21 protein-coding genes are annotated in these 23,972 nt (G+C 74.1%); 14 read left to right on the top strand and 7 right to left on the bottom strand.

Annotated elements, in window-relative coordinates:
- Positions 1-207 precede the first annotated feature (207 nt).
- Together ABIC52_RS00780 and ABIC52_RS00775 are read left to right on the top strand one after the other, a co-directional pair.
- A complete protein-coding gene (locus ABIC52_RS00780; protein ID WP_354026386.1) occupies positions 208-4,173 on the top strand; it encodes a Pls/PosA family non-ribosomal peptide synthetase in 3,966 nt (1,321 codons plus the stop codon).
- Complete coding sequence (locus ABIC52_RS00775; RefSeq protein WP_126892547.1) at positions 4,170-5,495, top strand: M1 family metallopeptidase; 1,326 nt, start codon at positions 4,170-4,172, stop codon at positions 5,493-5,495. The genes ABIC52_RS00780 and ABIC52_RS00775 overlap by 4 nt, the downstream gene beginning before the upstream one ends.
- Here ABIC52_RS00775 and ABIC52_RS00770 read toward each other — a convergent pair whose 3' ends face one another.
- Positions 5,496-5,807: a helix-turn-helix domain-containing protein gene (locus ABIC52_RS00770; RefSeq protein WP_126892548.1), complete on the bottom strand. Its 312-nt coding sequence runs from the start codon at positions 5,805-5,807 to the stop codon at positions 5,496-5,498. It lies immediately after the preceding gene.
- A 47-nt stretch (positions 5,808-5,854) separates the two neighbouring features.
- Between ABIC52_RS00770 and map the strand changes: the two genes are divergently transcribed.
- Positions 5,855-6,625, top strand: coding sequence for a type I methionyl aminopeptidase (gene map / locus ABIC52_RS00765; protein ID WP_354026385.1), 771 nt, complete (start codon positions 5,855-5,857; stop codon positions 6,623-6,625).
- Here the strand turns inward: map and ABIC52_RS00760 are convergent.
- Together ABIC52_RS00760 and ABIC52_RS00755 are read right to left on the bottom strand one after the other, a co-directional pair.
- Positions 6,606-7,259, bottom strand: coding sequence for a 4'-phosphopantetheinyl transferase family protein (locus ABIC52_RS00760; RefSeq protein ID WP_354026384.1), 654 nt, complete (start codon positions 7,257-7,259; stop codon positions 6,606-6,608). The genes map and ABIC52_RS00760 overlap by 20 nt on opposite strands.
- A 43-nt stretch (positions 7,260-7,302) precedes the next feature.
- Positions 7,303-7,506 (bottom strand): hypothetical protein, encoded by a 204-nt coding sequence (locus ABIC52_RS00755; RefSeq protein ID WP_058729997.1) that lies wholly within the window; start codon positions 7,504-7,506, stop codon positions 7,303-7,305.
- 290 nt (positions 7,507-7,796) lie between these two features.
- Here ABIC52_RS00755 and ABIC52_RS00750 point away from each other — a divergent pair, with 290 nt between their 5' ends.
- The 5 genes from ABIC52_RS00750 to ABIC52_RS00730 all read left to right on the top strand — a co-directional run bounded on the left by ABIC52_RS00750 (position 7,797) and on the right by ABIC52_RS00730 (position 13,302).
- The gene (locus tag ABIC52_RS00750; RefSeq protein ID WP_354026383.1) at positions 7,797-9,761 is read left to right on the top strand and encodes a TPM domain-containing protein; all 1,965 of its coding nucleotides are present in this window, start codon (positions 7,797-7,799) and stop codon (positions 9,759-9,761) included.
- Between the two features lie 114 nt (positions 9,762-9,875).
- Positions 9,876-10,601: a PspA/IM30 family protein gene (locus tag ABIC52_RS00745; protein WP_126892292.1), complete on the top strand. Its 726-nt coding sequence runs from the start codon at positions 9,876-9,878 to the stop codon at positions 10,599-10,601.
- A 45-nt stretch (positions 10,602-10,646) separates the two neighbouring features.
- Positions 10,647-11,468 (top strand): arginase family protein, encoded by an 822-nt coding sequence (locus ABIC52_RS00740; RefSeq protein WP_126892293.1) that lies wholly within the window; start codon positions 10,647-10,649, stop codon positions 11,466-11,468.
- Between the two features lie 71 nt (positions 11,469-11,539).
- Positions 11,540-12,943: a dihydrolipoyl dehydrogenase family protein gene (locus ABIC52_RS00735; RefSeq protein ID WP_126892294.1), complete on the top strand. Its 1,404-nt coding sequence runs from the start codon at positions 11,540-11,542 to the stop codon at positions 12,941-12,943.
- A 2-nt stretch (positions 12,944-12,945) separates the two neighbouring features.
- A complete protein-coding gene (locus tag ABIC52_RS00730; RefSeq protein WP_250367217.1) occupies positions 12,946-13,302 on the top strand; it encodes a Fe-S oxidoreductase in 357 nt (118 codons plus the stop codon).
- A gap of 218 nt (positions 13,303-13,520) precedes the next feature.
- On the opposite strand, the gene ABIC52_RS00725 is transcribed toward ABIC52_RS00730, so the two are convergent.
- Together ABIC52_RS00725 and ABIC52_RS00720 are read right to left on the bottom strand one after the other, a co-directional pair.
- Positions 13,521-14,294 (bottom strand): ABC transporter ATP-binding protein, encoded by a 774-nt coding sequence (locus tag ABIC52_RS00725; protein WP_126892302.1) that lies wholly within the window; start codon positions 14,292-14,294, stop codon positions 13,521-13,523.
- 47 nt (positions 14,295-14,341) lie between these two features.
- Positions 14,342-15,271, bottom strand: a complete 930-nt coding sequence (locus tag ABIC52_RS00720) for a siderophore-interacting protein (protein ID WP_354026382.1) — start codon at positions 15,269-15,271, stop codon at positions 14,342-14,344.
- Between the two features lie 60 nt (positions 15,272-15,331).
- On the opposite strand from ABIC52_RS00720, the gene ABIC52_RS00715 reads away from it, so the two are divergent.
- From ABIC52_RS00715 to ABIC52_RS00690, 6 genes are all read left to right on the top strand, one after another.
- Entirely contained in the window at positions 15,332-16,276 is a 945-nt protein-coding gene (locus ABIC52_RS00715) for an alpha/beta fold hydrolase (protein WP_161972667.1), read from the top strand.
- Positions 16,277-16,335: 59 nt separating this feature from the next.
- Positions 16,336-17,859, top strand: coding sequence for an ABC transporter substrate-binding protein (locus ABIC52_RS00710; RefSeq protein ID WP_354026381.1), 1,524 nt, complete (start codon positions 16,336-16,338; stop codon positions 17,857-17,859).
- A 115-nt stretch (positions 17,860-17,974) separates the two neighbouring features.
- Positions 17,975-18,928, top strand: a complete 954-nt coding sequence (locus tag ABIC52_RS00705) for an ABC transporter permease (RefSeq protein ID WP_354026380.1) — start codon at positions 17,975-17,977, stop codon at positions 18,926-18,928.
- The gene (locus tag ABIC52_RS00700) at positions 18,925-19,866 is read left to right on the top strand and encodes an ABC transporter permease (RefSeq protein WP_354026379.1); all 942 of its coding nucleotides are present in this window, start codon (positions 18,925-18,927) and stop codon (positions 19,864-19,866) included. Before ABIC52_RS00705 ends, ABIC52_RS00700 begins: the two co-directional genes overlap by 4 nt.
- Positions 19,863-20,675 carry an ABC transporter ATP-binding protein gene (locus ABIC52_RS00695; protein WP_354026378.1) on the top strand — a complete coding sequence of 271 codons (813 nt, stop codon included), beginning with the start codon at positions 19,863-19,865 and terminating at the stop codon, positions 20,673-20,675. Before ABIC52_RS00700 ends, ABIC52_RS00695 begins: the two co-directional genes overlap by 4 nt.
- Entirely contained in the window at positions 20,672-21,454 is a 783-nt protein-coding gene (locus tag ABIC52_RS00690) for an ABC transporter ATP-binding protein (RefSeq protein WP_354026377.1), read from the top strand. The genes ABIC52_RS00695 and ABIC52_RS00690 overlap by 4 nt, the downstream gene beginning before the upstream one ends.
- A gap of 111 nt (positions 21,455-21,565) precedes the next feature.
- Here ABIC52_RS00690 and ABIC52_RS00685 read toward each other — a convergent pair whose 3' ends face one another.
- Both ABIC52_RS00685 and ABIC52_RS00680 read right to left on the bottom strand, forming a co-directional pair.
- Positions 21,566-23,005 (bottom strand): amidase, encoded by a 1,440-nt coding sequence (locus ABIC52_RS00685; RefSeq protein WP_354026376.1) that lies wholly within the window; start codon positions 23,003-23,005, stop codon positions 21,566-21,568.
- 11 nt (positions 23,006-23,016) lie between these two features.
- Positions 23,017-23,931, bottom strand: a complete 915-nt coding sequence (locus ABIC52_RS00680) for an NmrA family NAD(P)-binding protein (protein WP_354026375.1) — start codon at positions 23,929-23,931, stop codon at positions 23,017-23,019.
- Positions 23,932-23,972 lie beyond the last annotated feature (41 nt).

The raw sequence follows: 23,972 nt of genomic DNA, 5'->3' as shown, positions 1-23,972 counted from the left end.
GCTCGGTCTGCGTTGCGCGATGTCGCCTTCGGCGACCGTCCCCCGTGGTTGCGTCCCCCACGTCGGGCTCGATCGGCCGCGCGCGATGTCGCCTGTGGCGACCGTCACCCGTGGTCGCGTCCGTCAGGTCCTGCTCGATGGGCCGCCAGGCTGCCGGCCACTCCTCGTTCGCGGGGGCGACACCCGGCGTCAGTATGATCCGCGCCGATGAGCACCGGCACCACGGACACCCAGGCACCCCTCGCCCGCGGCCAGTACGCACCCGACCCCCGCACCCTGGTCGACGTCCTCGAGGCGACCGCACGCGCCACGCCCGACGCCCTCGCACTCGAGGACCCCGCGGGCTCCCTCGACTACGCGACGCTCCTCCGACTGGTCCGGGAGCAGGCCGACGACCTCGCCACGCGCGGGGTGTGCCGCGGCGACCGTGTCGGCGTGCGGATCCCCTCGGGTGCCCGTGACCTGTACCTGTCGATCCTCGCCGTGCTGGCCGCCGGCGCCGCCTACGTGCCCGTCGACGCGGACGACCCCGAGGAACGCGCCGCGCTGGTCTTCGGCGAGGCCGCCGTCTTCGGGGTGATCGGCGCCGGCGGGGTCCTGCGGTCGAGCGGCGCGCCGGACGCCGCGCCCGCACCGGTCGTCGACCCGGACGCGCGGGCCGCGACCCCGACCACCGACGACGACGCCTGGGTGATCTTCACCTCCGGTTCGACGGGGGTGCCGAAGGGCGTCGCCGTGACGCACCGCTCCGCCGCGGCGTTCGTCGACGCCGAGGCGCGGATGTTCCTGCAGGGCGCCCCGCTCGGTCCGGGCGACCGCGTGCTCGCCGGTCTCAGCGTCGCGTTCGACGCCTCGTGCGAGGAGATGTGGCTCGCGTGGGCGCACGGTGCGTGCCTCGTGCCGGCACCGCGGTCGCTCGTCCGCACCGGGGTCGACCTCGGCCCGTGGCTCATCGCGCACACGATCACCGTCGTGTCGACGGTCCCGACGCTCGCCGCACTGTGGCCCGACGACGCGTTGGAGCAGGTGCGCCTGGTGGTCTTCGGCGGCGAGGCCTGCCCGCCCGAGCTGGCCGCCCGCATCGCCTCACGCGACCGGGAGCTCTGGAACACCTACGGCCCGACCGAGGCCACCGTCGTCGCCTGCGGGTCCCTGATGGACGGCAGCCAGCCGGTGCGGATCGGCCTGCCGCTCGACGGGTGGGACCTCGCGGTCGTCGACGAGCAGGGGCAGCGCGTCGCGCCCGGCGGTGTCGGCGAGCTCGTGATCGGCGGGGTCGGACTCGGCCGGTACCTCGACCCGGCGAAGGACGCCGAGAAGTACGCAGCGTTCCCCGAGCTCGGGTGGGACCGGGCGTACCGGAGCGGTGACCTCGTCCGCTACGAACCGGAGGGTCTCGTCTTCCAGGGCCGCGCCGACGACCAGGTGAAGCTCGGCGGTCGCCGGATCGAGCTCGGGGAGGTCGACGCGGCGTTGCAGGGCCTCGACGGAGTCGCCGGCGGCGCGGCGGTCGTCCAGCGCACACCGGCCGGCAACCAGGTGCTCGTCGGATACGTCGCCCCCGTCTCCGGCACCGAGATCGACACCGCCGCGGCGAACGCCCGCCTGCGCGAGGAACTGCCCGCCGCCCTCGTACCGCTCCTGGCCGTCGTCGACGCCCTGCCCACGCGGACCTCGGGCAAGGTCGACCGCGCAGCGCTCCCCTGGCCGTTGCCCGGGGCGACGGACGCGGCGCTGCTGCCCGACACCGTGGCGTGGATCGCGGAGCGCTGGTCCGCGATCCTCGGGGTCCCGGTCACGAGCGTCGACGACGACTTCTTCGCGCACGGCGGCGGGTCACTCACCGCCGCACAGCTCGTGTCGGCGATCCGCGAGCGCTTCCCCACCACGACCGTGTCGGACGTGTACGACCACCCCCGCATCGGCGCCCTCGCCGACGCGCTCGACGACGCCGGTCCCGCTGCGGCCGCGCGGCCTCCCGTGCGCCCGGTCCCACCGACGACCGGCCTGCTGCTCACGCTGCTCGGGCTGCCCGTCCAGGTGCTGCGGGGCCTGCGCGTCCTGACCTGGACGGCGCTCGTCGCGGCGGTCCTGCACGCGACGACCCTGCCGGTGCTGCCGGTCCTGCCGTGGTGGGCCCTCGTCGTCGCGCTGCTCCTCTTCGTCACGCCGATCGGCAAGATGGCGGTCACGGTGGTGCTCGCAAGGCTGCTGCTCGTCGGCGTCCGCCCCGGCGACCACCCGCGGGGCGGGTCGGTGCACGTCCGGGTCTGGCTCGCCGAACGGGTCGCCGAGGCCGTCGACGGCCCGTCCACCGCGGGCGCCCCGTGGATCAGCTACTACGCCCGCGCGCTCGGTGCCCGCATCGGCCGCGACGTCGACCTGCACACCCTGCCGCCCGTCACCGGGATGCTCAGCGTCGGCAAGCGTGCGTCGATCGAACCCGAGGTGGACCTCGCCGGGCACTGGGTCGACGGGGACGTCTTCCGCCTGGGTCACGTGCGCGTCGACGCCGACGCGGTGGTGCACAGCCGCTCCACGCTGCTCCCCGGAGCCCACGTCGGCGCGGGTGCCGAGGTCGAGCCCGGCTCCGCCGTCACCGACCGGGTCCCCGACGGGGAACGGTGGGCGGGCTCGCCCGCCGAGCGCGTCGGCTCGGCGCGCCACGGCCGGGAGGCACGTCCCCCGGCCCGACGTCGGTGGCTCGTCGCGTACGGGGTCGGGTCGGTCGTCGTGGCCGGTCTGCCCGTCGTCGGCGTCACCGCGGGGCTGGCCGTCGCGATCACGCTCGTCGGGCCCGCCGGCACCCTGGGTGCGGCCGTGCTGCGCGCGCTGGCGGCGGTCCCGCTGGCCACGATCGTCGCGGGACTCGTGTACGCCGTGCTCGTGGTGGCAGCGGTGCGGCTCCTCGCGCTCGGGCTGCACGAGGGACGGCACCCCGTGCGGTCGCGCCCGGGCTGGCAGGCCTGGTGCACCGAGCGGGTGCTCGACGCCGCCCGGACGCTGCTCTTCCCGCTGTACGCCTCGCTCGTCACCCCGCTCTGGCTGCGACTCCTCGGCGCACGCGTCGGGCGGGACACCGAGATCTCGACGGTGCTGCTCATCCCGTCGCTGACGCAGATCGCGTCCGGGGCCTTCCTGGCCGACGACACCATGGTCGCCACCTACGAGCTCGGTGGCGGGTACGTCCGGATCGGCCGTTCGAAGGTCGGTCGCCGGGCGTTCCTCGGGAACTCCGGGATGACCGGCGCGGGACGGTCGGTCCCGCGCGAGGCGCTCGTGGCCGTCCTCTCCGCCGTGCCGAGGAAGGCGAAGCGCGGGTCGTCGTGGCTCGGATCGCCGCCCGTCCGGCTGCGCCGTGCCACCACGGAGTTCGACGAGGCACGGACGTTCCGCCCGCCCCGGCGGCTCAAGGTCGCGCGCGGGTGCTGGGAGCTGCTCCGCCTGCTCGCCCCGATGGTGTCCGCGGCGATCGCCCTCGGCGTCGCCGGGACCCTGCTCGCGCTCTGGTCGGCCGTCGGGATCGGCTGGACGGTGCTGCTCGCCGGCCCGGTGCTCATCGTGGCCGGTGCGGTGGCGGCCGTGGTCTCCACGCTCGCGAAGTGGGTGTTCGTCGGACGGATCGACGCCCGGGAGCACCCGCTGTGGTCGTCCTTCGTCTGGCGCAACGAGGTGCAGGACACCTTCGTCGAGACGGTGGCGCGCCCGTGGTTCGCCGAGCAGGCCCTCGGAACGCCCGCACTCGCCGCGTGGTTGCGGAGCCTGGGCGCACGTATCGGTCGCGGCACCTGGATCGAGACGTACTGGCTGCCGGAGGCCGACCTCGTGGCGATCGGCGACGGAGCCGCGGTCGCGCGGGGCACGGTCGTGCAGACGCACCTGTTCCACGACCGGGTCATGCAGCTCGACACGGTGCGGCTCGACGACGGTGCGACCCTCGGCCCGCACAGCGTCGCGTTGCCCGCCTCCGGGATCGGGACGAGTGCGACCGTCGGGGCGGGCTCGCTCGTGATGCGCGGCGAGCAGGTTCCCGGTGGCACCCGCTGGGCCGGGAACCCGATCGCCCCGTGGACGTCCGCGCCGACGGCACCGGCCGAGCCCGCGGGAGCGGACCGAGACCGCACCGGCTCCGCCGTCGGGTCCGGGGCCGTGGCAGACTCGACGACACCGTGAAGCCGAACCCCGACGCCGACCCGTACACCCCGCACAGCGGCGACCGGCGGTGGAGCGCGCAGCACTACGACCTGCGCCTCGGCTACCGCGTCGCGACGAACCGCCTCGACGCCACCGCCACCGTCACCGGCCGTGCCGTCGTCGCGCTCGACCGCATCGTGCTCGACCTGCACGGGCTGCGGGTGGACCGCGTCGACGTCGACGGCACCCGTGCGGCGAAGGTCTCCACCGGCACCCACAAGGTCACCGTGACGCCGGCCGCTCCGATCGCCGCCGGGGCCGAGTTCTCGGTGCACGTCCGGTACCGCGGCGCACCCCGTCCGCTCCGGAGTCCGTGGGGGCAGATCGGCTGGGAGGAGCTGACCGACGGCGTGATCGTCGCCGCCCAGCCCACCGGCGCACCCTCCTGGTTCCCGTGCAACGACCGGCCGGACGACAAGGCCACGTACCGCTTCGAGGTCACCGCCGAGAGCGGCTACGACGTCGTGGCGAACGGCGACCTGCTCGGCAGCGAGCGGGCTCGGGCCGGGACGACCTGGACCTACGCCGTCACCGAGCCGATGGCGACGTACCTCGCCACCGTGCAGATCGGGCGCTACCGCACGACGACCCTGCGCGGGACCCCGGCGGTGACCGTGCACCACCCCGCCGACCTGGCCACGGCGGTCCGTACGGACTTCGGCCGGGTCCCGGACATGATCGCCCTGTTCGGCGACGTGTTCGGACCGTACCCGTTCTCGTCCTACGGCATCGTGGTCACCGACGACGAGCTCGAGATCCCGCTCGAGGCCCACGGCCTCGCGGTGTTCGGGCGGAACCACGTCGACGGCGAGCACGGGACCGACCGGCTCATCGCGCACGAGCTCGCACACCAGTGGTGGGGCAACTCGGTGACGGCCGCCCGGTGGCGGGACATCTGGCTGCACGAGGGCTTCGCCTGCTACGCCGAGTGGCTGTGGTCGGAGCACCGCGGGGGTGACTCCGCCGACGTGCTGGCGGAACGGCACCGGCAGGCGCTCCTCGCCGGTCCGCAGGACCTGGTGGTCGCCGACCCGGGCGCGCGCGACATGTTCGACGACCGGGTCTACAAGCGCGGGGCCCTCGCCCTGCACGCACTCCGACGGGCCTTCGGGGACACGGCCTTCACCGCCGCGCTCCGCGGCCTCGGCGCCGCGCACCGGCACGGCTCGGTCGCGTCGACGGACGTGTACGCCGCCTTCGCCGCCGCTGCCGGCACCACCGAGCTCTCGGTGCGTCGGGTCACCGGACCCTGGATCGACGAGCCGGGCGTCCCCGGAGCCGCGGCGACCGACGCGGGGTAGTCACGACCAGACGCGTGCAGCCCCGACGCGGGAACCCGGCGCGTCACCGCCCGTCGGCCCCTCGGGCGACGGCGGGTGCACCTCGGCCCAGAGCGCGTCGAGGGACAGCCCGACGACCCCGGCGACGGCGGCGATGCTCGCGAAGGAGGGGGTCGCGATCCGGCCGGTCTCGACCTTGCGGAGGGTCTCCGGTGAGATGCCGGCGGCCAGTGCCACGTCGAGGATCGAGCGGTCGCCACGTGCGCTCCGGAGCAGCGCGCCGAGACGGCGACCGCGTTCGAGCTCGTCGGGGCTGAGCGGGAGTCGGACCATGCTGCCGATACTAGTACCGGGCTACCAGTACCGGTACGATCATCCGCATGATCGAGATCCTCTCCCCCGCCGAGGTCGACCGGGCCCGACGCACGGGCGCCCTCGTCGGCACGATCCTGCAGACCCTCCGCGAACGGACGACGGTCGGCACGAACCTGCTCGACGTCGACCGGTGGGCCCGCACCATGATCGAGGACGCCGGCGCGGTCTCCTGCTACGTCGACTACGCCCCGTCGTTCGGTCGCGGACCCTTCGGCCACCACGTCTGCACCGCGGTGAACGACGCGGTGCTCCACGGTCTGCCGCACGACCGCTCGCTCGCGGACGGCGACCTGCTCACCCTCGACCTCGCGGTGACCCTGGACGGGATCGCCGCCGATGCCGCGATCAGCTTCGTCGTCGGGCGGGCCGACCCCGCGGACACGGCCCTGATCGAGGCCACCGAACGAGCACTCGCCGCCGGGATCGCCGCAGCGGGGCCGGGAGTCCGGACCGGGGACGTGTCGCACGCCATCGGCAGAGTGCTGACCGCCGCCGGGTACCCCGTGAACACCGAGTTCGGCGGTCACGGCATCGGCTCGACGATGCACCAGGACCCGCACGTGGCGAACACCGGTCGACCCGGGCGGGGCTACACCCTGCGCCCGGGTCTCCTCCTCGCGCTCGAGCCCTGGGTGATGGCGGACACGGACGAACTGGTCACCGATCCGGACGGGTGGACGCTGCGGAGCGCGACCGGAGCGAGGACCGCCCACACGGAGCACACCGTCGCGATCACCGAGGACGGCGTCGAGGTGCTCACCCGACCGGGCCGCTGACGCCGGCACCACGCCCGTCGCCGAGCCCGTCGACGAGCCCGTCGACGATCCGGTGCTCGACGATCACGGGCAGACCGCCGGCCGCCACGGCGAGCACCGTGTCCGGCGCGGGCCAGCGGACCGTCACGAGGTGGTCGCGGCGGGCGAAGCGGGCGGCGCCCCGGGCCAGGTCGACCTCGACGGCGGCCGGGTCGACCCGCAGCCCTCGACCGTCCCGCTTCAGCACCGCTTCCTTGACGGCCCAGGCGGCCGCGCGGTCGTGGTCGTCCCGCAGCCGCGCGGCCTCGACCGGCGTGGAGACGTCGAGCGGGGCGGCCGCGACCCGGTCGACCCGTTCGAGGTCGATGCCGACCGCGACGCCACGGGCTGGGCCGGTCACGACGGCGATCGCGGTGACGCCCGGCGCGCCGGGCCGGCGAGCGGGTGTCCGGGCGAGGCTCACCGGGACGGGGCGGTCCGCGATCGTCGCCCAGGGGCGTCCGTGCTCGGTCGAACCGCAGTGCGGACAGCGGCGCCCCGTGCGCACGGCGACCTCGTCGACGTGGTGGGCCGACGCGACGGCGGTGACCAGGGCCTCCCGGTCGGCGCCGGAGGGTACGATCGTCACCCGGACGACGCCTGACGGACGGACCACGCGGCGAGCCTAGCGTCGGTCCGGCGCGGGGCCGTTGGTCGTGTCAGGCGTGCGTGAGCGCGATGAGCGCGACGTTCATGGTGCTGTAGGCGCCCTCGGACCGGGTGGCCTGGCGGACCCGCCCGCGGAGGACCTCGTAGCGGCCGTCCTGTTCACGGACGAAGCCGATGACACCGCTGGCCGGTGTCGAGACGCGGTGGTAGCCGTCCTCCAGTGGGACGACCTCGGTGCTCGTCGTACGCTCCATCGCTTTCCCCTTCCGTTCGTCGTCGAACGATGGCCACCACCATACCCCGGTCCGGGGTACAAGTCCTCCAGATGACCGACGTCACCGGAGGTTGTCCGAGCATCCACCCGCTGTGTGCGTCGTCTGGATAGCATCGGGACGACGGCACCCGTGCGGGGGCCGTCGGGGGTCGCACGACGGCCCCCGGGGCGACGGATGGAGGACGGATGCGAGCGGTCCACGACGGATCGGGCACGGGCGACCGGGCGGCCGGCAGGCCGCGCCGTCGGCGCCGCGGTCGGGCAGCATCGGTGACGACCAGGTCCCTGGGTCGCCTGAGCGCGCTGCTCCTCGCCGCCGGTCTGGTGCTCGCGCCCGCTGCGGCAGCCCACGCCACGGATCCGGTGGACCTCGGCGGTGCGTACGTGGTCGACGAGGCCGACGCGCTGAGCAGTGCGCAGCGCACGCAGGTCGAACAGGCGGTCCAGGAGCTGTACGACAAGACGCAGACGCAGCTCTACGTGGTCTACGTGCCGACGTTCACGAACCCGAGCGACCACGCGGCGTGGGGCGACGCCCTGATGGAACGCAACCAGATCGACTCCGACGCCATCGTGCTCTCCGTGGCGGTCGACGACCGCATCGCCGACATCCAGCAGACGAACGAGACCGCGCTCTCCCGCGGCGACGTCGAGTCCGCCTACCAGCAGGACGCGGTGCCGCAGCTGCGGGACGGCGACTGGGCGGGCGCCGCCGTCGCCATGGCGGACGGTCTCGTCGCGTCGCAGGCGCCGCCGGACCTGACCTGGCTGTGGGTGATCCTGCTCGTGGTCGTGGTCGGCGCGGTCGTCGCCCTGCTGGTGGTCCGCACCCGCAACAAGCGCCGGACCGCCGAGGCCGAACGGGCACAGCAGGAGTCGCTCGCAGGCCTGGAACGCAAGGCCGGCGCTGCGCTCGTCACGATCGACGACGAGCTCCGCACCGCCGAGCAAGAGGTCGGTTTCGCCACGGCGCAGTTCGGGGAGGACGCGGCGAAGCCCTTCGCCGACGCCGTCGCGACCGCGAAGCGCTCCGTGCGGCAGGCCTTCTCGTACCAGCAGCAGCTCGACGACGAGGTCCCGGACTCGCCGCAGCAGCGCGCGCAGTGGGCGAACCAGATCATCGCGATCTGCGAGCAGGCGCACACGTCGATCGACGAGCAGACCGAGGCCTTCGACCGGCTGCGGTCGCTCGAGGACGGGGTCGAGGACGCCGCGACCGCCCTCGCCTCCGCGGTCGCCGCGGCGCCGATGGAGCTCGACGCCGCGCGCCGCGCGCTCGAACGGGTGCGCGGGTCGTACGGCGGACGGACCCTGGCGACGGTCGCCGACAACGTCGACCAGGCCGAGCGGGTGCTCGGGTACGCGACCGAACGGTCACAGGCGGCGACCGCGGCCATCGCGTCGGGCGACAAGGGCCAGGCGGTGGTCGCCGTGCGCGACGCCCAGCACGCGCTCGCGCAGGTGCAGCAGCTCACCGGGAGCGCGACGGGCGCCGAGCGGGCCTTCGCCGAGGCGGCAGCCCGGGCCGAGGCGATGCGTGCCGACATCGAGGGCGACGTCGCCGCCGCGCGGGCGATGCGATCGGGCGACCCGGCCCTCGCCGCTGCGGTCACCCGGGCCGACACCGTCCTCCGCCAGGGCACCGACCCGCGCGACCCGATCGCCGCGGTGGACGCGCTGACGAAGGCGAACAGCGAGATCGACGCAGCGCTGGCCGCCGCACGCGGGGCCCAGGAGCAGCAGCAGCGCGCGCAACGAGCCCTCGACGACGCCCTGCGCGACGCCCGGGCGCGCATCAGCCAGGCCCGCGACTTCATCTCGATGCGCCGTGGCGCCGTCGGGACCACGGCCCGGACGCGTCTGTCCGAGGCCGAGCGCGCCCTCGACGACGCGGTCGACCTCGCCACGAGCGATCCCGCTCGCGCGCTGGGCGCCGCACGCGCCGCGGAGCAGTACGCCGCCGCTGCGATGGACGCCGCGAACGACGACATGGGCGGGTGGCCCGGCCAGGGCGGCGGCGGCAACGGCGCACAGCTCGGCGGTCTCGTGACCGGGATCGTGCTCGGCGGACTGCTGGGCGGACGCGGCGGCAGCTACGGTGGCGGCTCGTTCGGCGGCGGCGGCTTCGGCGGAGGTGGCGGCTTCGGCGGAGGCGGCGGTGGCGGCTTCGGCGGAGGCGGCGGCTTCGGCGGAGGCGGCGGTGGCGGTGGCTTCTCCGGTGGCGGCCGCTTCTGACACCACGGACCACGACCAGCACCGCGCACGCACGACCAGCACCGCGCACGCACGACCCGCACGACGACGCTCGACCAGCAGCACCACCAGAGACCTTCCACGAAAGGGAAAGCAATGGCAAAGCAGACGATCTTCGGCCGGATCTCCTCGCTCATCCGGGCGAACGTGAACCAGCTCATCGACGACGCCGAGGACCCGCAGAAGATGCTGGACCAGCTCGTCCGCGACTACACGAACAACATCGCGGACGCCAAGACGGCGATCGCGCAGACCATCGGCAACCTCCGCCTGCTCGAGCAGGACAACGAGGAGGACAAGCGCGCCGCCACCGAGTGGGGGCAGAAGGCCGCGAACGCCTCGGCCGCGGCCGACAAGTACCGCGCCGAGGGCAAGACCGCCGACGCGGACAAGTTCGACAACCTGGCGAAGATCGCGATCGGCAAGCAGATCGCGGCCGAGCAGGAGGTCAAGGACAACGAGGCACCGCTCGCGACGCAGAACGAGCAGGTCGAGAAGCTCAAGTCCGGTCTGGCCGGCATGGAGCAGAAGCTCGAGCAGCTCAAGGCCAAGCGCAACTCGCTCGTCGCACGCCAGAAGACCGCCGAGGCGCAGTCGAAGGTCAACGACGCCATCGGCACCATCGACATCACCGACCCGACCAGCGACCTGGCCCGCTTCGAGGAGAAGGTCCGCCGCGAGGAGGCGAAGGTCCTCGGACAGCAGGAGCTGCAGTCATCGAGCCTCGACGCGCAGTTCGAGAGCCTCGAGGACGTCGGTCGCGACACCGAGGTCGAGGCCCGCCTCGCCGCGCTGAAGAACGGCGACTCGTCGAGCATCTGACGCGGAACTGCGGACGACGCCGGACCGTGCTGACAGACTGAGACGATGCAGTTCCTCGTCGTCGGTCAGTGGCAGGGTTCGGCGTCGTCGCGCGCGATGCGCCTCGGCGACGGAGCCCAGGCCATCGCAGCCGACCTCCCCCGCGCCGCCACCACCGTGGTCGACGTCCCGGCCGGTGCCGGCGACCGCCTCGAGACCGCCGTCGCCCGGTACACCTCCGTCCGCGCCGTCGCCGAGCGCGTCGCCGAGGAGGCCGGCGTGGCGAGCGAACCCGTGCTCGTGGTCGGCGGCGACGGATCGAGTGTGCTGGGCGCCACCGTGCTCGTGCGCCCGGACACCGCGTTCGTGCGCATCGCCGGGTCGACCGGCTACCGGTCGCTGAACCGCGCACAACCCGTCGCGGCCGAGACCGCCGTGCTGCGCCTGCTGGTCGACCGGCCGGACGACCTGTTCCCCGACCTGCCGGTCCTCGACCCGGCCGCCGTCGTCCTGGCCGGCGTCCGCGGTGCCGAGGAGGCCGAGGTCGCCGCCCTCGACCGGGTCGGGATCACCCACCTCGACGTCGACGCAGCGACGCCGGACGCGCTCTCCGCCGCGGTCGAGGCCACCGGCGCCGAGCGTGTCTTCGTGCACGTCGACCTCGACGTGCTCGACCCCGCAGAGGTGGACGGCCTGCTCGAACCGGTGCCGTTCGGGCTCGACGCCTCCGGGCTCGTCGAGCGCATCCAGGCCGCGACCCGCGGACGGCGGCTCGTCGGGGCCGCACTGACCGGGTTCGCGCCGGTGGACCCCGACCGTGCGGTCGACGACCTGGGCGTGATCCTGCGCGCGGTCGGCGCCCTGACGACGGCGTCGCGCACCGCCTGACGGTCGGCGCACCGAGCCGCCGGGCGACCGCGCACGGCCGATGCCCCGCCGCTCCGCGTACGTTCGTGAGCATGACGGACTACGACCTCATCGTGATCGGCGCCGGCGCAGTCGGCGAGAACGTGGCGGACTACGCCCACAAGCGCGGCCTGTCGGTCGCCGTGGTCGAGGCCGAGCTGGTCGGCGGCGAGTGCTCCTACTGGGCGTGCATGCCGTCGAAGGCGCTCCTCCGCAGCGGCCACGCGGTCGCGGCCGCGAAGCGCGTGGACGGCGCCGCCCAGGCCGTGACCGGACGCGTCGACGCCGCGAAGGTCCTCGCCCGGCGCAACTCGTTCACCTCCGACTACCAGGACGACAGCCAGGTCGCCTGGCTCGAGTCCGCGGACATCGCCCTGATCCGCGGCCACGCCCGCATCACCGGCGAGAAGACCATCGAGGTCGGCGGCGAGACGCACACCGCACGCGCTGCCGTCGCCGTCGTGACCGGCTCGCTGCACCAGCTGCCCGACGTCCCCGGCCTCGCCGACGCGAAGCCGTGGGGCACCCGCGAGGGCACCAGCGCGCAGCAGGTCCCGGAGAGCCTGCTCGTCATCGGCGGCGGCGTCGCCGGCTCCGAGCTCGCGACCGCGTGGGCGTCCCTCGGGTCGAAGGTCACCCTGGTCGCGCGGCACGGGCTGCTCGGCGGCATGGAGCCCTTCGCGGGCGAGCTCGTCGCCGACGCGATGCGCGAACTCGGCATCGACGTCCGCACCGGTGTGAACCCCACGCGGGTCGACCGCGACGAGCACGGCCTCGTCACCACGACCCTCGACGACGGCACGACGGTCGTCACCAGCGAGGTCCTCGCCGCGACGGGGCGGAAGGCGCACACCGCCGACCTCGGCCTCGAGTCCGTCGGGCTCACCCCGGGCGACTGGCTGCAGGTCGACGACACGATGCTCGTGCAGGGCACCGACTGGCTCTACGCCGTCGGCGACGTCAACCACCGCGCGCTCCTCACCCACCAGGGCAAGTACCAGGCACGCGCCGCCGGCGAGGCGATCGCGGCTCGCGCGCAGGGCCGACCGGTGCACGCCGAACCGTGGGGTGCCCACGTCGCGACGGCCGACCACGCGGCCGTCCCGCAGGTCACCTTCACCGACCCCGAGGTCGCGAGCATCGGCCTGACCGAGGCCGCTGCCCGCGAGCAGGGCATCGACGTCCGGGCGGTCGAGTACGACCTCGGCGCGGTCGCCGGGTCGGCGCTGCAGGCGGACGGCTACACGGGCCGGGCGAAGATGGTCGTCGACGAGTCCCGCGGCGTCGTCGTCGGCGTGACCTTCGTCGGACAGGACGTCGCTGAGATGCTGCACGCGGCGACCGTCGCGGTCGTCGGCGAGGTCCCCGTCGACCGGCTCTGGCACGCGGTCCCGGCCTACCCGACGATGAACGAGATCTGGCTGCGCCTGCTCGAGACCTACGGCCGACCGGAGTAGGGGTGCGCAACCCGCTCCTCGACTCCCCCGTCTCCCGGGCCGGCTGGCTGTTCGCCACTGCCGTCGGGCTGGCGGTCGGCGTGCCGTTCTCGACCGGACGGGTCCGGGTCGAGGACGGGTTGATCGTGTGCACGGGCCTGCCGCGCTGGGCGTTCCGGCGCGGCGGCACGTGCGTCGGGTCGGTCTACCTGACGCGGGACAACGACGGGCCCCGCGTGCTGCGGCACGAGCGGGTGCACGTCGCGCAGTGGCGCCGGTACGGCATGCTCATGCCGCTGCTCTACGCGCTCGCGGGTCGCGACGCCACGCGGAACCGCTTCGAGGTCGAGGCCGGACTCGAGGACGGCGGCTACCGCTGACCGGGTGACCATCCGCCGGACGGGAGGCGCGGGGCGGTCCCGCCACGTGCCTCCCGTCCGCCACCCGGCGCACTCTGCCGCTTCACCCTGCCGCCCCGAGCGGGCCAGATCCGTCACGCTCGCCGCCGCGCACCGACCGATCGCGCCCGCTCGGCGAACGCGCGCGGCGCGTCCTGCCCGCTCGGCGAACGCGACCAGCGGACCGGGCAGCGGGAACCTCAGGCAGCGCGACGCCGCGGCACCACCAGGGGCGTCCCGGTTTCGGGGTCGGGGACGACCACGCAGGGCAGCCCGAAGACGTCCTCGACGAGGCCCGACGTCAGCACCGCAGCCGGCGCCCCCTGCGCCACGATCGCCCCGTCGCGCATCGCCACGAGGTGCGTCGCGTACCGGGCCGCCTGGTTCAGGTCGTGCAGCACGGCGACCACGGTGCGTCCCGACGCGTGCAGGGCCGAGGCGAGCTCGAGCACGTCGTACTGGTGTGCGATGTCGAGGAACGTCGTGGGCTCGTCGAGGAGCACGATGTCGGTCTCCTGCGCCAGGACCATCGCGATCCAGACACGCTGCCGCTGCCCGCCGGAGAGCTCCCCCACGCTGCGGTCGGCGAGGGCCACGGTGTCGGTCTGCTCGAGCGCGGCCTGCACGGCGGTGCGGTCGGACCCCGACGACGGGTGCAGCAGGTCCTGGTGCGGGAAGCGCCCGCGGGACACGAGGTCACGGACGGTGATGCCCTCGGGCGCGATCGGGGTCTGGGGCAGCATGCCCACCCGCCGGGCGACGGCCTTCGGGCGCAGCGAGTCGATCGGGGCGCCGTCGAGGTACACCGTCCCGGCGCTCGGCTTCAGTGTCCGGGCGAACGCCTTCAGCAGCGTGGACTTGCCGCACGCGTTCGGGCCGACGATCACGGTGAGTTCACCGTCGGGCACGTCGACGTCGAGCGACGAGACCACGACCCGGTCGTCGTACGCCAGGGTCAGCCCGCGTGCACCCAGGGCCGTCGTCGGGACGGTCGCGCCGCCGGGGAGGGACGCTGCCGCGCTCAGTGCTCGGCCTTGCCGTGCCGCCAGTAGCCCATGAACGCGACCTGCCGGCGGTCGAGCCCGACGCCGCGTACGAGGTGACGACGGAGCTCCTTCACGCAGCCGGCCTCGCCCGCGATCCACGCGTAGACGGGACGCTCCTCGGCGACCGTCGGCACGTCCCAGAGCACCTGCTCGTCGACGTCCACGTCGGCCAGCTCGACGGCGGCGCGGGACGCACCCGCGACACCGGCCGGGACCGACACGGCCTCGGAGGCCCACGCGTACACCTGGTCGGTCATCCGGACCCCGTGGGAGGCGCCGTTCCGGGCGATCCAGCGCACCTCGACACCGGCGGGCGCGGTGACCGGCAGCCGGTCGGCGTCGGTGGGCACCTCGATGAAGACGTGTCCGACGGTCGCGACGTCGAGCGCCTCGAGGATGGCGCAGATCGCCGGAGCGGCGGTCTCGTCACCGGCGAGCAGGATCCGGGTCGCGCTCCCCGGTGCGAACTCCGCCGCGCCGCTCGGCAGCTCCGCCGGCGAGGACGGCACGGCGGGCCCGACGATGCGGAGCTCGTCGCCGACCCGGCAGGAGGACACCCACCGCGAGGCCGGACCGGTGTCCCCGTGCGCCACGAAGTCGATGTCGAGCTCGCGCGCGTCCGGACGGAAGGACCGCACGGTGTAGGTGCGGAGCGGGTTGCGCTCCGCGTCGGGCAGTGCCCGCCACGCGCCGTACCAGTCGTCGCCGTCGGGCAGGGCGGTGAACCCGTGTCCGGGGATCGGCAGGACGACCTTGATGCGCTGGTCGAGCCCGACCGCGGAGAAGTCCGCGAGCGCGTCACCGGTGAGCGTCACCCGGACGAACGACGGGGTGAGCGCCGACACGGCCGCGACGCGGACGGAGAAGACTCGGTACCGGGCTGCCACGAGGTACGAGTATGGCATGCCTTACCTAAGGCTTCCAGGGTGCAACGGGGTGCCCGCGAGGGTGCGAGGATCGGACCCGTGCACGAACCCGACGACGAATTCTCGGACCTGGCCGCGCTGGCGGCCGCGAGCGGCGTGACGGAGCCGCTCCGCGCCTCCCGTCAGGTGGTCCGCACCGACGACGGACGCGAGACCGCAGCGATCCGCTGGGACACGGCGGACGGCCGGGAGGCACGGATCACCTACCTGCACGGGCTCGGCATCGACGCGCACAGCTTCGACCAGACGGCGATCGCGGTCGGGGAACCGGCGGTCGCCCTCGACCTGCCCGGGCACGGCCGGTCGTCGTGGCGCGACGACGCCGACTACGGCGCGAGCACGACGGCCCCCCAGGTGCTGGCCGCGCTCGACGCCCTCGGGGTCCCGCCGGGCGTGGTCGTCGGGCACTCGCTCGGCGCCATCCTCGCCGGCCGACTGGCGGCGACGGCCCCGGAGCGCGTCACCGGCCTGGTGCTCGTCGACATGTCCCCGGACTTCGCGCAGCGCGCGGTGGACCGCATCGCCCGGGCGCTCGAGGACGAGACACCGTTCGCGTCGCTCGAGGAGGTCGTCGACCGCGCCGTCGAGGCCCGCGTCGGCGACGACCGCGCGGTGCTCCTCCGCGAAGCCCGGCACACCACCCGCCTCGGCGCGGACGGCCGACTCGTCCGCCGGCACCACTTCCCGCACCTGCCCGCAGGTCGGACGGCGTCGGTCGGCCGGTTCGCCGACGCGTGGCCGGACCTCGAGGCCCTCGACGTGCCGCTCCTGCTCGTCCGCGGCGACCGCGGCTACGTCTCCCCGAAGCTGCACGCCGGCTTCACCGAGCGACTGCCCGACGCCGAGGTCGTCACGGTGACCGCCCGACACGCGGTGCAGAACCAGGCCCCCCTCGAACTGGCGTCCGCCATCCGGGCATGGGGAGCACGGCACCGGTTGTTGCACGAGGTCCAACAACCGTCGTCCGGCACCGATCGCCGGTAACCTCGTCCCGCGCGATGCGACGACCGTCGCCACCACGCGCCCGGAAGGAACCCACACCCATGAGTCCGCTCCTCCCCCGTCGCGGCGGCCGTGCAGCACGCGTCGCCCTGACCGCCACCGCGGTCGCCGTCGCCGCGGCCCTGACGCTCACCGCATGCTCGGGCTCCGACGGCGCTGACCGCACGGGCGACGACGCCACCGTGCGCGTCGGGCTCGTCCTCGAGCCGACGAGCCTCGACATCCGCACGCAGTCCGGTGCCGCACTCGACCAGGTGCTCATCGACAACGTCTACCAGGGACTCGTCGGGCGCACGGCGGACGGCGAGATCCGCGACGTGCTGGCTTCGGAGCACGAGGTGTCGGCGGACGGGTTGACCTACACGTTCACGCTGCGCGAGGGCACGACGTTCCAGGACGGCAAGCCCGTCACCGCGGCCGACGTCGTCTGGTCGCTGCAGCAGGCGAAGGACAACCCGTCCTACGTCGACTCCGCCAAGCTCGCGGGCGTCACGTCGATCAGCTCTCCCTCGGACGGCGTCGTCGAGCTGCGCCTGGCCGCGCCGGACTCCGACCTGCTCTTCACCCTGACCGGCCGCGCCGGACTCGTGCTCGAGCAGGCCGCGAGGAACGACCTGTCCGACAGCGCCAACGGCACCGGACCGTACGAGGTGTCGTCCTGGAAGCAGGGCGACTCGCTCACCTTCAGCCGCAACGACGACTACTGGGGCAGCGAGCCGAAGGTCGCGAAGATCGTGTTCCGGTACATCACGGACCCGTCGACGGCCGTGAACGCGATGGCCAACGGCGACCTCGACGTGCTGAACCCCGTCGACGGCACGCTGCAGGGCCAGCTGCAGGGCAACCCGGACATCGAGCTCCACCGCGGCAGGACGACCGACAAGTACACGCTCGCGTTCAACGACGCGCAGGCACCGTTCACCGACAAGCGGGTGCGCCAGGCCATCCGGCAGGCGATCGACCCGAAGGCGCTCATCAAGGCCATCGGCGGCACGGGCGTCGAGCAGGGCGGGCCGATCCCCGAGCTCGACCCCGGGTACGAGGACCTGACGTCGATCGACGCGTACGACCCCGACAAGGCCAAGCAGCTCCTGGCCGAGGCCGGGCAGCCCGACCTCGACCTGACCCTGACCTACGCCAACGTCTACCCGGCGACGATCGGCGACGTGCTGAAGTCACAGCTCGCCGACGTCGGCATCACCCTGAAGGTCCAGCGGGTCGACTTCGCCACCTGGCTCGACCAGGTCTTCACGAAGAAGGACTTCCAGCTCTCGATGGTCGACCACGTCGAGGCGCGGGACTTCGGCAACTGGGCGAACCCGGACTACTACTTCGGGTACGACAACCCCGAGGTGCAGCGGCTCTACGCCGAGTCGATCGCCGCGACCTCGCAGACCGAGAAGGAGCAGGCCCTCCGCAAGGCCGCCCGGATCGTCAGCGAGGACGCCGCCGGCGAGTGGCTGTACACCGCGACGGAGATCACCGCCGTCCGGAAGGGCGTGACCGGCTTCCCCGTCGACGGCGGCAACTCGCGCCTCGACCTGGCCGGGCTGGCGGTCCGGTGACCGCTGCCCTGCCGATCGTCGGGCGCTCGTCCGGCGACACGGTCCGGCCGGTCGCCGGGCGCCCGTCCGGCGCTGCGGTCCGGGCTCGTGCCGCCGCCCCCGTAGCATCGGACGCGTGACCCGGTTCCTCGTCGGGCGACTGCTGCTGCTCGTCGTCGGCCTGCTCGTGGCGAGCATCATCGTGTTCGCCACGCTGCGCGTGCTGCCCGGCGACGTCGCACAGATCGTCGCCGGCACCCAGTCGACGCCGGCCCAGGTCGAGCAGCTCCGGCAGCAGCTCGGCCTCGACCGACCCGTCGTCGTGCAGTACCTCGACTGGATCGGCGGCGTGCTCCGCGGTGATCTCGGCCGGTCGCTCGTGACGAACGGCGCGGTGGGACCGGAGGTCGCCCAGAAGCTCGCCGTCACGCTGCCGCTCGCGGGGATGTCCCTGGTGGCCGCCCTCGTGCTCGGCGTCCCGCTCGGGGTGCTCGCTGCGGTGCTGCGCCGTCGGGCCGGCGGTGCGGTGATCGGCTTCGTCGCACAGGCGGTCGCGGCCGTCCCCGTGGTCTGGGCCGGCATGCTCCTCATCGCGCTGTTCGCCGTCACGCTGCACTGGCTGCCGACGCAGGGCTTCCCGCTCGACGGGTGGGACGAACCCGGTCGCGCGTTCTCGTCGCTCGTGCTCCCCGCGCTCACCATCGGCGCCGTCGAGGGTGCCGTGATCCTGCGCTTCACCCGCTCCGCGACGCTCGCCGTGCTCGACGCGGACCACGTCCGGACCGCGGCGGCGATCGGCCTCACGCGGACGCGGGCGCTCCTGCGGCACGGCCTGCCGTCGGTGGCCCTCACGGTGCTGGCCGTCCTCGGCGTGCAGATCGCCGGGCTCCTGGTCGGGGCCATCGTCGTCGAGCAGCTCTTCTCGCTCCCGGGGGTCGGCCGCATGCTCGTCACGGACGTCGGACGGCGCGACGTCACGAAGGTGCAGTCGGAGCTCCTCGTGCTCACCGGCCTCGTGCTGGTCGTCGGCTTCGCGGTCGACGTCGTGCACCGGGCGCTCGACCCCCGGCAGCGGGAGGTGGGCGAGTGATCCGCCGTCTGCTCGTCCGACCCACGGGGTGCTTCGCGGTCGTGGTCCTCGCGCTCCTCGTCGTGCTCTCAGCGGTGTCCCTCGTGTGGACGCCGCAGGACCCGTTCCGCGCCGACCCGTTCCAGCAGTGGGCCGCGCCGAGCCCGGCGCACTGGTTCGGCACCGACGCCGCCGGCCGTGACATCGCCAGCTACCTGCTCGCCGGCACCCGGACGACCGTGCTCGTCGCGGTCGGCTCCGGCATCGTCGCGAGCGTCGTCGGCATCCTCCTGACGGCGATCGGCTCGCTGACCACGAGGTGGGTCCGCGAGGGCACCGCCGTCCTCCTCGACATCCTCGTCGCGTTCCCCACGCTGCTCACCGCCATGCTCCTGACGGCGGTGTTCGGCGGGTCGCTCGGCATCGTCGTGGTGAGCGTCGGGCTGTCGTTCGGCGTGACGATCGCGCGCGTCGCCCGCGGGGAGATCCGCCGCATCGCCCGGAGCGACTACGTCGTCGCGGCGCGGGCCTCCGGCGTCGGACCCCTCGGCGTGCTCACCCGCCACCTGGTGCCCAACGCGGCGCCGCTGTTCACCGTGCAGCTGTCGCTCGCGATGGCGACGGCGGTCCTCGCCGAGGCCGGCCTGTCCTACCTCGGCTACGGCGCGGGGTCGGACACGGCATCGTGGGGCAACCTGCTCGCCGACCTGCAGACGTACATCGGCGTGCACCCGTGGAGCGCGACCTGGCCGGGAGCCGCGATCGCCCTGGTCGTGGCCGCGCTCTCGCTGCTCGGTGACGCGGTGCGCGACGCGACCGACCCACGACTGACGACAGGCGACCGGACGGCCGCGGGCGACGGAACGGACCCGCACGACCGTCCGAGCGCGGGCCGGGCCGCCGTCGACCGCCGCGCCGACCGACCGGACGACACGACGACCCCGGGGGTGACGGCGTGAGCGACCAGCGGACCGGACGCGACGGACTCGAGGTGACCGGACTGTCGGTCCGCATCGCGGGGCGGACGGTGCTCGACGACGTGACGTTCACCGTGCCTCCCGGCCGACGCGTCGGCGTGATCGGCGCGTCCGGGTCCGGCAAGTCGATGACCTCGCTCGCCCTGATGGGTCTCGAGCCGGCGGGGGCCGAGGTGCGCGGGAGCATCCGCCTCGACGGCACCGAGCTCGTCGGCATGCGGGACCGGGACCGCGCACGGCACCGCGGTTCCGGCATCGGCATGGTGTTCCAGGAGCCCGCGACCGCCCTCGACCCGCTCCGCCGGGTCGGCGCGCAGGTGGCGGAACCGCTCCGGCTGCACCGCGGGCTGGACCGCCGGGCTGCTGCCACCGCCGCGGTCGCGCTGGCGGACGCCGTCGGGCTGCCCGACCCCGCTGCGCTGCTCCGGCAGTACCCGCACCAGCTGTCCGGCGGGCAGCGGCAGCGCATCTGCATCGCGATGGCGATGGCCGGCTCCCCCGCCTACCTCGTGGCCGACGAACCGACGACGGCACTCGACGTCACGACCGAGGCTCGGATCCTCGAGCTGTTCGAGCGGCTCTCTACCGAGCGCGGCACCGGGATGCTCTTCGTGACGCACGACCTCGCGGTGCTCGCCCGCATCGCCGACACCGCCGTCGTGCTCGACCACGGCCGGGTCGTCGAACAGGGGTCCGTGCGTGCGCTGCTCGAGGCCCCGCAGCACCCGACGACGGCGGCCCTCGTCGCCGCCGCACGCGCCACCGCCCGCCGTACCGGAGGCCCCGCATGACCGACGCGCTGCACGCCAGCGGCCTCCACCGCACGTACCGCCTGCCGCGCCGCGGCCCCTTCGAACCGGGTCCGGTTCGGACCGCGGTCGACGGGGTCGACCTGGCGGTCGCCTCCGGTGCGCGGCTCGGCATCGTCGGCGAGTCCGGTTCCGGCAAGTCGACGCTGGTGCGCCTGCTCGCCGGCCTGGAGGCTCCCACCGCCGGCACCGTGTCGGCCGGCGGTCGTCCCGTGGTGGCGTCGGCCTCCGCGGCCGCGATGCGCTGGTTCCGTCGCGAGACCGGGGTGGTGTTCCAGGACCCGTACGCGTCCCTCGACCCGAGGATGCGCGTCGGGTCGATCGTGGCCGAACCGCTCCGCGCACTGCGGGTGCCGGGCGACCACCGCGCACTCGTGGCCGCGGTGCTGGAGCGCGTCGACCTGCCCGCAGACGCCGCCAGCCGGTACCCGCACGAGTTCTCCGGCGGACAGCGGCAACGCATCGCCATCGCTCGCGCGGTGGTGCACTCGCCGCGGATCCTGTTCGGGGACGAGCCGATGAGCGCCCTCGACGTGGTGGTCCGTGCCCGGGTGATCGACCTGTTCCGCTCGCTCGCCGACGACCTCGGCCTGACGCTCGTGCTCGTGTCGCACGACATCGGCGTGGTGCAGCGGCTGTGCGACAGCGTGGCGGTGCTCTCCGAGGGGCGGATCGTGGAGCAGGGGCCCGTGTCGCTGCTCGACGACCCGCGGCACCCGGTGACGCGGGCGCTGGTGGCGGCGGCGCCGACGCTGCCGTAGGGCGCGCGGCGAGCGCTGGCGCGGGCGACGCGACACTTCCGCTGTCGTACGACGACCACGATGTCGCGCCAGCCCGCGAGCGCACGACACCGCGCCGGCGTCAGTCGAGCGTCACCACATCGCCGGGTGTCGCCGCTGCCACCGCAGCCGTCGCTCGAGCTGCGCCCCGATGGCCAGCAGCACGCGCTCCCCGCCCGGGCGCCCGATGAGCTGCACGCCCATCGGCAGGCCCGCGCCGTCCGGGTGGTCCTCGTCCGTCACGCCGACCGGCAACGTGATCGCAGGCAGCCCCGACACGTTCGCCATCGAGGTCCACGGCGAGTACGCGCACTGCCGTCGGAAGTCCTCCTCGGGGTCGTCCCCGTACCAACCGAGCGGCCGAGGCGTCAGCGCCAGGGTCGGCGTCAACACGGCGTCGAACCGGTCGAACGCCCGGATGAGCCCGGCCGAGAAGGCATCGAGCGTCGTCATCGCGTCGAGCACCTGCGTCGCGGTGAGCGCCCGCCCGCGGTCGACCAGCCAGGACACCAGCGGGGTGAGCTCGGACAGGTCGATGCCGGGTACGCGGGGCAGCCCCGCAGCGCCGGACTCCCACGCCACCCGGAACGCGTCGGCGTACGGCAGTCGGGGCATCGCGACGTCCTCGACCCCGTGGCCGACCTCGCCGAGCACACGCACGGCGGTCTCGACGGCGGCTCGGGCGGCCGGATCGACCACGACGTCGACGGTGTCGTCCCACGGCGACCCGTCGAGCAGCCCGACGACGAAGCGCCCCTCGCCACGGACGGCCGCAGCAGTGAACGGCCCGTCGCCGACCTCGGGTGTGACGAGCGCGTACGGTGACGGCTCCGCCAGCCCGGTCGGGGCCACCAGGGCGTCGAGGAGCATCCCCGCGTCGGCGACGTTCCGCGTGATCGGACCGGCGACGCTCAGTCCGCCGAGGCCCGTCCGACCGGGCATCGACGGCACCCGGCCGCGGCTCGGCTTCAGCCCGACGAGACCGGTCGCTGCGGCCGGGATCCGGACCGATCCCCCGCCGTCCGTCCCGACGGCCGCGGGCACGAGTCCGGCGGCGACGGCGACAGCGGTGCCGCTCGACGACCCGCCGGGCGCCCGAGTGGTGTCGTACGGGTTCCTGGTCGTGCCGATCCGGGTCTCCGACGACGACGACATGCCGAACTCCGGAGAAATCGTCTTGCCGAGGCTCACCGTCCCCGCTGCGGCGAGCGCCGCCACCAGTGGGTGGTCAGCGGTCGCAGGCGTCGCGGGAAGTGCTGCGGAGCCGTACCGGGTCGGGACGCCGGCTCGGTCGTACAGGTCCTTGTCCGCGGTCGGCAGCCCCCACAGCGGACGGGAGGTCGGCACCAGGGACCCGAGCTGCGACGCCCGGGCGCGTGCTGCGTCGGCGGTGACGGTGACGAAGGCGCCGAGTGCGGGGTCGAGTCGTTCGATGCGGGCGAGGTAGTGCTCGGTCACCTCGAGCGCGGTCGCGTCCCCCCGTCGGATCCAGTCCCAGAGTTCCTGCGCCGAGAGGTGGTGGAGTTCGAACACGGTCCCCGAGCCTAGGCCTGCAGGTGCGCGGCGAGCACGTCCCGCACCGTCGTCCAGTCGTGCGGCCCGTAGCGGTCGTTCGCGACGTGGTGGAGTTCGGCCTCGCCGCTGAACATGCTGACGAAGTACTGCATCCCCTGCCATGCGGGGAACGGCTCGGCGTCGTCGGCACGGGAGAGGCGTCGGCCGACCCTGGCCATCGCGGAGAGCGTGCTCGCGGTCCCGGCCCACTGCGTGCGGAACCGGGTGCCGGTGAGCCGCGACAGGGTGTCGGCGACGCTCCGGGCGGTCACCCGGTCACCCGCGACCTCGACGACGCGTGGCGCGTCCGGGTCGAGGGCGACGCGTGCGGTGACCCAGGCGGTGTCGTCCTTCGTGGTGAAGTCGAGCAGCTGGTCCGGGGACGACCAGTACAGGACGGTGCGGCGGTCGAACAGGATCATCGGCGCCTGCCCGGTGAGCATGTCGGTGAAGGCGCCGTTCAGCACCGAGGTCGCCCGGATCGGTGCGGCGTCGAGCGCTGCGGCGAACTCGCGGCGCAGCTCGAAGTTCCGGTTCGTCCCGGGGGTGATCGCGCGGTAGTCGGCCGAGTAGTCGGACGGCACGAACCGGGGCACGCCGGCGTCGACCGCTGCGGCGAGCAGCGCGGTCTGTGCGTCGACGACCACGGAGCGGGTGCCGCTCAGCACGGAGACGACGACGTCGACCCCGGCGAGCGCCGACACGAGTCCGTCGTGGTCGTCGTAGGCGGCGCTGACGACGGAGACACGGTCGGACCGTGTGGTGAGCCGGTCGGCGGCGAGCCCGGTGGCCGAGCGGCTGAGCGCGCGGACCCGGACGTCGGGGTCGGCCGCGAGGAGTGCGTCGACGATGCGGGAACCGAGGTCCCCCGTGGCGCCGGCGACGAGGACGATGCTGCTGGTCATGCACCCGACGCTACGCACGGGCGTCCGACACCGTCCCACGC

Source organism: Curtobacterium oceanosedimentum, from assembly GCF_040545555.1.
Classification (GTDB): Bacteria; Actinomycetota; Actinomycetes; order Actinomycetales; family Microbacteriaceae; genus Curtobacterium.
This window is presented reverse-complemented; position numbering and strand designations above follow the sequence as displayed.